Origin of the sequence: Paraburkholderia mimosarum LMG 23256 = NBRC 106338 (assembly GCF_000739815.1) — a bacterium.
Taxonomy (GTDB): Bacteria; Pseudomonadota; Gammaproteobacteria; order Burkholderiales; family Burkholderiaceae; genus Paraburkholderia; species Paraburkholderia mimosarum.
In genome coordinates this window covers 1-945 of sequence record NZ_BBJJ01000333.1, presented here as the reverse complement: position 1 = coordinate 945, position 945 = coordinate 1, and the positions used below count along the sequence as shown (strand labels likewise).

At 59.3% G+C, this 945-nt stretch carries 1 protein-coding gene; it reads left to right on the top strand.

The features are described 5' to 3' along the window. A partial coding sequence (locus tag BMI01S_RS37735; protein WP_081901444.1) for an IS5 family transposase occupies nt 1-945 on the top strand: 945 nt, incomplete at both ends.

The window sequence follows — 945 nt, the reverse complement described above, 5'->3', positions numbered from 1 at the left end:
GAAAACACCTGTGACGGAGGGAGATTTCTTCCGCCAACCGCTGCGCGAACAAATCAACCTGAAGCATCCGTTGATACGTTTGTCCGACCTGATCAACTGGGAGCGACTGGGCGCATCGATGACCGGGAGCTTCATGTCGGGCAAAGGCCGACCGGCGAGTTCGCCGCGCCTGATTGCTGGTCTGCTCTACCTGCAACACGCTTTTGACCTGTCCGATGAAGAGGTCCTCGGGCAATGGGTTGAGAACCCCTACTGGCAAGTCTTTACGGGCGAGACGTATCTGCAGACGCAGCCGCCAATTGACCCGTCGAGCCTGACGCGTTGGCGCAAGCGACTGGGCGAAGCTGGCGTTGAAGAGTTGCTGGCCGAGACGATCGAAGCAGCAAGACGCGCTGGCGTGATCAAGGCCTCGAGCGTCAAGCGCGTGATTGTTGATACGACCGTCATGGAGAAGGCGATCACCCACCCAACCGATTCGCGATTGCTCGAACGGTGTCGCGAACATCTGGTGAAGGCCGCGGCGCAGCATGGTCTGAAACTGAGGCAGAACTACAACCGTGAGGCACCGCATCTGGGGCTGCAGATTGGCCGCTACGCTCACGCGAAACAGTACAAACGCATGAGAAAGGCGTTGCGCACGCTGCGTTCGCGCGTTGGACGGGTCATGCGCGATGTGGAGCGGCAGGTCGACCAGGTGGCAGACTCAGGCCGTGCTGCCCTGCTGGAACTGATTGGTCGCACGAAGCGCATCCTGGCGCAGAAGCCGAAGGACAAAAACAAGCTCTACGCGCTGCACGCACCGGAAGTTGAATGTCTGGCGAAAGGCAAAGCTCGCACACCCTATGAATTCGGCGTAAAGGTGTCGATCACGACGACTCACAAGGAAGGCTTGGTTGTTGGCATGCGCTCGATGCCTGGCAATCCGTACGATGGGCACACACTGGC